This is a genomic window from Nonomuraea sp. NPDC049419 (assembly GCF_040676995.1).
Taxonomy (GTDB): domain Bacteria; phylum Actinomycetota; class Actinomycetes; order Streptosporangiales; family Streptosporangiaceae; genus Nonomuraea; species Nonomuraea salmonea.
On record NZ_JBFAQB010000038.1, the window covers coordinates 42,854 to 49,038 of the forward strand.

8 protein-coding genes and 2 pseudogenes are annotated in these 6,185 nt (G+C 70.1%); 5 read left to right on the forward strand and 5 right to left on the reverse strand.

The genetic code is table 11. The annotated features are described in order from the left end of the window. Positions 1-8: 8 nt before the first annotated feature. Positions 9-1,280, forward strand: a complete 1,272-nt coding sequence (locus AB0K12_RS47780; protein WP_364575925.1) for an ABC transporter permease — start codon at positions 9-11, stop codon at positions 1,278-1,280. Between the two features lie 421 nt (positions 1,281-1,701). Here the strand turns inward: AB0K12_RS47780 and AB0K12_RS47785 are convergent, their stop codons facing one another. From AB0K12_RS47785 to AB0K12_RS47805, 5 genes and pseudogenes are all read right to left on the reverse strand, one after another. Next, positions 1,702-1,962, reverse strand: coding sequence for a hypothetical protein (locus AB0K12_RS47785; RefSeq protein WP_364575927.1), 261 nt, complete (start codon positions 1,960-1,962; stop codon positions 1,702-1,704). A gap of 6 nt (positions 1,963-1,968) precedes the next feature. Next, a pseudogene (locus AB0K12_RS47790) lies at positions 1,969-2,478 on the reverse strand (MBL fold metallo-hydrolase); the annotation flags it as partial. 22 nt (positions 2,479-2,500) lie between these two features. Next, a pseudogene (locus tag AB0K12_RS47795) lies at positions 2,501-2,869 on the reverse strand (hemerythrin domain-containing protein); the annotation flags it as partial. A 20-nt stretch (positions 2,870-2,889) separates the two neighbouring features. Continuing rightward, entirely contained in the window at positions 2,890-3,351 is a 462-nt protein-coding gene (locus AB0K12_RS47800; RefSeq protein ID WP_364575929.1) for a carboxymuconolactone decarboxylase family protein, read from the reverse strand. A 233-nt stretch (positions 3,352-3,584) separates the two neighbouring features. Further along, on the reverse strand, positions 3,585-3,833 hold the full coding sequence (locus tag AB0K12_RS47805; RefSeq protein ID WP_364575931.1) for a hypothetical protein: 249 nt from the start codon (positions 3,831-3,833) through the stop codon (positions 3,585-3,587). Positions 3,834-3,907: 74 nt separating this feature from the next. Here AB0K12_RS47805 and AB0K12_RS47810 point away from each other — a divergent pair, with 74 nt between their 5' ends. The 4 genes from AB0K12_RS47810 (at position 3,908) to AB0K12_RS47825 (ending at position 6,057) form a co-directional block, all read left to right on the forward strand. Further along, entirely contained in the window at positions 3,908-4,237 is a 330-nt protein-coding gene (locus tag AB0K12_RS47810; RefSeq protein WP_364575933.1) for a LysR family transcriptional regulator, read from the forward strand. Continuing rightward, positions 4,125-4,808 (forward strand): LysR substrate-binding domain-containing protein, encoded by a 684-nt coding sequence (locus AB0K12_RS47815; protein WP_364575935.1) that lies wholly within the window; start codon positions 4,125-4,127, stop codon positions 4,806-4,808. Before AB0K12_RS47810 ends, AB0K12_RS47815 begins: the two co-directional genes overlap by 113 nt. A 358-nt stretch (positions 4,809-5,166) precedes the next feature. Continuing rightward, positions 5,167-5,583, forward strand: a complete 417-nt coding sequence (locus tag AB0K12_RS47820; RefSeq protein WP_364575937.1) for a hypothetical protein — start codon at positions 5,167-5,169, stop codon at positions 5,581-5,583. A 297-nt stretch (positions 5,584-5,880) separates the two neighbouring features. After that, complete coding sequence (locus AB0K12_RS47825) at positions 5,881-6,057, forward strand: hypothetical protein (RefSeq protein ID WP_364575939.1); 177 nt, start codon at positions 5,881-5,883, stop codon at positions 6,055-6,057. Positions 6,058-6,185: the final 128 nt, after the last annotated feature.

The window sequence follows — 6,185 nt, forward strand, 5'->3', positions numbered from 1 at the left end:
CGAATCCGATGGGCTTCGCCGCTTCGTTCGCGGCGGTGGTCTTGGCAGTGATGCTGATCGGTGGCAGTGGCCTGGTGGTCACCGGCGCGGCCACGCGTGAGGAGCTGAACGGCGTCATGGGGTTGCTGGTGCTGTCGTCCGCGGTGTCGGGGTTCGTGTCGGTCTTCGTGGTCGCGGGCATGCTGAGCCTGCACGTGCTGCGGCAGCGCAGGACCTGGGCGCTGCTGCGGTCAGTCGGCATGACGCCGCGTCAGGTTAGCCGGCTCATCACGGCGGAGGCGCTGGTGGTGGCCGTGCTGGCGGTCGTGGCGGGCTGCCTGCTGGCCGTGCCGTACGCCGTGCTGATGGCGGCGTTCATGCGGGCTACCGGGTTGGCGCCCGGGGGCGTCCCGGTGGAGGTCGCGGCGGGGCCGTTCATCGTGGCGCTGGTGGTCGGGCTGGCGGCGACGCTGCTGGCGGCTCGGGTCGCGGCGCGCAAGGCGGTGGGTGTGGGCCCGCTTGAGGTGTTGCGGGAGAGCGCGGCGCAGCGGCGGCTGCTGCCCTGGCCCCGCGCGGTCATCGGGGTGTTGGTGCTGGTGGCGGGCGTCGTGCTGTTGTGGCTTGTGCCGCAGGTCGAGCCGGCGAACGCGGCACCGACCGCGCTTGGGGCGACGATGGTGCTCTGCGTGGGCGCCTCCGCGCTGGGCCCCGTCGCGCTGCGCCGGATGGGCTGGCTGCTCGGAGCCGTGGTGGCCCAGCTCGATCCGGGTGCGGGGATGCTGGCCAGGTCCTCCCTGGTCGCTCAGCCGCGCCGGGCGATGTCGGCCGCGTCTCCGGTGATGCTGACCGTCGCGCTGGCGTGCACCTTCCTGTTCGCTGTGGCGACCACCGACGCGGCGGCGGGCGTCATCCGTACCGGGTCGTCGGCATGGGTCGCTCCGATGCTGGTGGGGTCGGCGGTGCTCTACACCATCCTCTCGGTGCTCAACGCGACCGCCATGACGATGGCCGAGCGCGCCGATGAGATCCGGCTGCTGCGGACCGTGGGGACCAAGCCGCGGCAGCTCACCCGGGTGGTGTGCTGGGAGACCTTGATCGTGACGTGTGCCGGGACGCTGCTCGGAACGGGCATCGCCGCCGCTTCGCTCACCATGCTCGGCAAGGCCGCGACCGGCGAGCTGCGGTTCGCCTACTCTCTGCCGCAGTACGCCGGGCTGGTGCTGGTCTGCGCGGTGAGCGGCTTGGCGGGAGGACTGGCCGCCACGCGGCAGGCGCGGCGCGGCGCCCTTCTGCCCGATTGAGGTCGAAGGTGTGATGCCGTCGTCGCGCGGATCGTCACGCAGGACACCATTGGCCTGCCCGCTCCGGTACGGATCCGTCGTCACCCTGGCCAATTCCAGCACGCCGGGATCCCAGGCGACCGCGACCGGCAGGCGCAGGTGGGTGAGCAGGCGGTCGCCGCTGACGCCCTGGGCGGTCAGGGCGGCGATGATGGCGATGTTGCGGTCGCGGCCGGTGAGCGCGGGGTGGGACCACGCGGCGCCGCCCGCGGCCTGCAACGCCTCCTCGGCGAAGCCCGGCCCCACGCGGTGGTCGAACGCCGCGGCCACCTCGTGTTCGGGCACGCCGAAGATCCTCGCGTACGCGGTGATGCCCCGCTCCCGCCGCCCGCCCGGAATGTCCGCTCCCCCCCGTCGGCGTCCCCAGGCGCCTCCCCGCCGGTCATCGGGCGGCGTTGTCGTAGAAGGCGCGGGCGGCGAACGCGATCCACTCGGGGCGTTCCCACATGGACCAGCGGGCGCGGGCCTCCTCGTCGATTGCCGCGACCGTCTCCTCGACGGTGGCCCCGCTCTCGCGCAGCCGACGGCCTCGCCGTTCACGTGATCGAGGTACTCGCACGTCGCGCAGCAGCGAGGCGTCCGTGACCTCGCCGTGGCCGGACACGACGACCACGGATCCGAGGGCGACCAGCTCGTCGAGCACACGGATTCAGCGCGGGCCGTCCACGTCCGTGTCGTACGGCGGGAAGTGCGGCGCGATCGGGAAGATACGCGTCTCGAACAGGTCGCCGCCGAACAACACGCGGCCGTCGACCAGGATGACCTGGTCAAAGGCGGTGTGCGCAGGTCCGACGGTACGCAGCACCGCCGTACGGCCACCGAGGTCGATCTCCGCCTCACTCTCGTAGACCAGGTCGGGATCGACCAGCTCCACCCCCTCCAGCTCGGTCGCGACGGCAGGGCTCAGGCCCTTGAACATCTCCACGTAAGCCGTGCCCTTGCGGTGCAGCTCGACCCGCTGGGCGGCGTTGTAGACGATCGTCGCGGCTCCCTTGAACACCTGCGCGCCGAACCCGTGCTCCGGGTGGAAGTGCGTGATCGTCAGGTACAGGCGACGGTCGCCGGCCAGACGGCGGGCCTGCTCCAGGACGTAGGCGCCGTTGCGGGGGCCCATGCCGGTGTCGATGATCAGCGCGACGTGCGAGCCGACGACGATGCCGACGTTCGGGCGCCAGGTGCCCGGTCAGACCCGTGACCAGGGAGTCGGTCAGGTCGCCGAGCGCGCCTGGCCCGGCGTCGGCAAGGGCCTGGCTGGACCTGGCCACCTGCTCGTCGATCGCCTCGATGAGCAGGTGGAGCGCGGCGTGCTCGGCCTCGATCGCCTCCAGCAGGGCCAGGCTGTCCGGCCGGTGGGCCAGAGCGTGGCGCAGCGGTGGCCACAGCGCCTTGTCCTCGGCGGCGAAGTGCCCGCGCAGCGCGTGTTTGAACGAGCGCCAGCCAGCGGCGGTGCGCAAGACGCGGCGGGGGTTCCGGCCGCCACGGACGGTGAGCCGCGCCAGGGAGGTCATCTCGCCGCGCAACCTGTCGTGCGCGGCGAACATCGCAGCCATGCCCGGCGCGTCGGTCCAGGTCACGTCCAGGTGGCGCCGGCGGGCTCTTTGATGGCGGCATTGAGCCTGTTGAACAGGTTGGTCACGCCGATGAGCAGGAGCAGGGCGGAGATCTGCTTCTCGTCGTAGTGGTCGGCGACCAGGTCCCACAGCTCGTCGTCCACCGCCTCGCCGGAACGGTCCGCCAGCCGGGTGACCGCCTCGGCCAGCTCCAGCGCGGCCCGCTCGGCGTCGCTGAAGAACGGCGCCTCCCGCCAGGCGGCCACGGCGGCGATCCGCTCGACGGTTTCCCCGGCCTTGACCAGGGCCTGGGTGTGGGCGTGCACGCAGGCGCCGCACCCGTTGATCTGGCTGGCCCGCAGGCCCACGAACTCCTGCACCTCATGGGAGATGCCGCCCTCGTTGACCGCCTTGAAGATCGCGCCGATGCCCTTCATGCCGCCGGGCAGCACGTAGGCGGGGTTGGTCATCCGTGCACGCATAGGTGATTCCTTCCACGGAGGTGATGTTCGGCAGGGTTCGGCACGCACCGGCGTGCTTGCAGCCGTGAACGCGGTGCCGGCGGCCGGGGTGGCCGGCACCAACCCTCGTCGAAGGCGCCGATCCCGATCAACATAGACTTCGCGAACCTCCCGATAACGCACGAGTTATGACGGCAGGTGGCGCCTCCGTACGGATGGCCGGCTGAGGCGGGCGCGACCTGGACGGCATCCGCCTACCGCGTGACCTGGCGGGGCGTGATGCCCTGGCAGGAGGACGCGGTGACGCTCGCGCGGACGCTGGAGCACGTGCGGCAGCCGCCTACCATCGGGTACGCCTCCCGCACGTAGCGGCTGGCCCAGGCCGCCCACCCGATGACCGCGTTCCCGCGCGACGCCGTAGCCTGGGCTCTGCCGACGCCGCTGTACGTGCGCATCATCACCGAGACGATGTCGTGGCGACCCTGACGATCCAGGGTGACCATCAGCTGCTCCGGTGGCACGGCCGGCCGTCAGCGCCGTGCCGGTAACGCGCCCGTCATGACAGGAGAGAGCGCCGGTGGAAGTGCGGGACATCGAGATCTTCCTGACGCTGGCCGAAGAGCTGCACTTCGGCCGCGCGGCCGAACGGCTGCGCGTGTCCCAGGCGCGGATCAGCCAGGCGGTCAGCCAGCAGGAACGACGCTTGGGCGGCGCGTTGTTCGACCGTTCCAACCGCCGGCGCATCCGCCTGACCCCGCTCGGCCGGCAGCTCCGCGACGACCTGACGCCTGTCTATGCCGGCTTGCGTGACAGTCTCGAACGCGCCCGCCTGGCCGCCCAGGGCATCACCGCCGTGCTGCGGGTCGGCATGCTGCCCCTCAACGTGTACGACCTGCGCGTCTACTGACACCTTCCGCGCCCGTCATCCCGGCTGGCGGCTGACCATCCGGCACCCGGCGTTCAGCGACCCCTTCGGCGCGCTGCGCAGCGGCGAGGTCGACGTCCTGGTGGCCTGGCTGCCCATCGAGGAGCCCGACCTCACCGTCGGCCCGGTCCTCTACGCCGAGCCGCGCGTGCTGGCCGTCGGCGCCGGCCACGAGCTGGCCGGGCGCACGGCGGTGGCGCTGGACGTGGTGAGCGACTTCCAGCACCCCGACGTCGAGTCCAGGCCCGACTACTGGTTCGACAGCTACGTGCCCTCCCACACCCGTAACGGCCGCTCGATCCAGCGCGGTCCCATGGTGCGCAACACCGAGGAGATCCTCAGCCTGACCAGCATCGGCGGGATCGTCACCTGCTTCCCGGCCCACATGGCACGGTACGGGGCTCGGCCTGGCATCGTCTACCTGCCCATCCGGGACCTGGACCCCTTGCCGTACGCCCTGGTCTGGCGCAGCGAGGCCGAGACCGGCCTCATTCGGGCCCTCGCCCGGATCGTCCGCGAGCTGGGGCCGCGCACCAGCACCGGCAGCGCCTGAAGCGGGTCAGCGTCGGTGTGGGCCGTCAAGCCTCACCGAGCTCTTCACGCGGCCCGCGATCTGTCCCGTCTTTCGGACACCAGCTCCATGCCCTCCGACCGGTAGGTGGCGACGGCGGCGACGTTGGAGCTCTCGCAGTACACGACCATGCTGGAGGCTGGCAGAAAGAGATCGCCAACGGGAAGAGCTGAGGCGATCACGCTTGCCCGGCTCTCCGGTGGATACGCAGCCATGCGCCATGAGGCCCGGCCGGCCCTGGCCCCGGCCGTGGGCCACGGACGCGGCGCCGTATGCCGGACCGGGACCGCACCTGGCAGTGGCGGACAGCGTAAGATCCCTCGACAGGCAGGTCCAGGTCGTGTACGGCGACGCCAAGCCTTTGCTGCGCAGGGAATGGCGGCTGCAGGAACCCAGCCAAAGCGACGTCGTCCGGCACAAGGCATACCGCGCCCAGATCCAGCTCGTGGTCTGCGAGCACCTGAAATCGGTGGGTAAGCGCGTGACCTTCTGCGACTACCAGGTCTCCTGGACCATCGGGACTCCCAGCCCTGAAGCGATCCGCCCGTTCTCGATACCGGCAGTCGACGCGAAATACACCTACACCGTCCACGAGGCCCGTACCGGCAGGCTGGTGAAGACTTTCAGGTTGCCCGGCAAAGAGATCCGGTGTCCGCAAAGCCTGCGTGACGATGAGCGGAACGCAGTTGCTCCCCTGAGACCGGATGAAGACGAACTCGACCGGAGACTACGTCCTCTCATCGAAGACCCCCGGTAGGGACCTCCGAGCCACGGACCATGGTGGAGGATCTGACCTCCTGCGTCACATGATCTTCGTCGCGCCACCCTCCGCACACATCCCGACCGGTGCTCCGCCTGGTGTCCGGGGACTGTACGGTCACCGGCTCTGACCCGTAATCGGTGGTGCATGGCCTTAGATTCAAACGATCAATGCAACTGCAAGTGGATGGGTGGATCGTGGCTCGGATGGGTCGGCCAGGAACGTCGGACGCGATGACCGAAGACTTGTCTTGGTCCACCGCGCAAGGGTCGGGCGAAGGCCGGCGGGTGGCCCGTGGCCTTCGATCCGGTGCTCTACCGGCGGAGCAACACTGCGGAACGCTTCTTTCAGAAGCTCAAGGCATGGCGTGGCCTGGCGGCCCGCTACGACGAGACCGCGGAAAGCTACGAGGCGGGACTCCGTCTGCGGGGCTCGATCATGTGGTTACTGCTCCTCACCACAACCACATGATCCGGACCACAAACAGCTCCTAATAGAGGAGATGTCTAGTGCTGTGACCGGAAACGATCACCGGGTTGGCGTGTAAGACAGTCCTGCCGGTTGGATGATGCTGATCACGCGCGATCGGCATTCAGGAG

What these genes read in the sequence shown, in the direction of transcription:
- AB0K12_RS47780 (WP_364575925.1), top strand. Translation starts at nt 9, where the DNA reads ATGGGCTTCGCCGCTTCGTTCGCGGCGGTGGTCTTGGCAGTGATGCTG.
- AB0K12_RS47815 (WP_364575935.1), top strand. Translation starts at nt 4,125, where the DNA reads ATGCCGGCTTGCGTGACAGTCTCGAACGCGCCCGCCTGGCCGCCCAGG.
- AB0K12_RS47800 (WP_364575929.1), bottom strand. Translation starts at nt 3,351, where the DNA reads ATGCGTGCACGGATGACCAACCCCGCCTACGTGCTGCCCGGCGGCATG.
- AB0K12_RS47805 (WP_364575931.1), bottom strand. Translation starts at nt 3,833, where the DNA reads ATGGTCACCCTGGATCGTCAGGGTCGCCACGACATCGTCTCGGTGATG.